This is a genomic window from Clostridioides sp. ZZV15-6388 (assembly GCF_020657755.1).
Lineage (GTDB): Bacteria > Bacillota > Clostridia > Peptostreptococcales > Peptostreptococcaceae > Clostridioides.
This window is the reverse complement of record NZ_JAGWCU010000098.1, coordinates 1-465: the sequence shown is the minus strand read 5'-3', so window position 1 is coordinate 465 and position 465 is coordinate 1. Positions and strand designations below refer to the sequence as shown.

The 465-nt window shown below is 51.4% G+C and carries 1 rRNA gene; it reads left to right on the top strand.

Annotation, left to right across the window (positions count from 1 at the left end):
- A 16S ribosomal RNA gene (locus KGF48_RS19920) occupies positions 1-465 on the top strand; the annotation flags it as partial.

Sequence of the window (465 nt, the reverse complement as noted above, 5' to 3'; positions counted from 1 at the left end):
CCTACGGGAGGCAGCAGTAGGGAATCTTCGGCAATGGGGGCAACCCTGACCGAGCAACGCCGCGTGAGTGAAGAAGGTTTTCGGATCGTAAAGCTCTGTTGTAAGAGAAGAACGTGTGTGAGAGTGGAAAGTTCACACAGTGACGGTAACTTACCAGAAAGGGACGGCTAACTACGTGCCAGCAGCCGCGGTAATACGTAGGTCCCGAGCGTTGTCCGGATTTATTGGGCGTAAAGCGAGCGCAGGCGGTTTAATAAGTCTGAAGTTAAAGGCAGTGGCTTAACCATTGTTCGCTTTGGAAACTGTTAGACTTGAGTGCAGAAGGGGAGAGTGGAATTCCATGTGTAGCGGTGAAATGCGTAGATATATGGAGGAACACCGGTGGCGAAAGCGGCTCTCTGGTCTGTAACTGACGCTGAGGCTCGAAAGTGTGGGTATCAAACAGGATTAGATACCCCTGTAGTC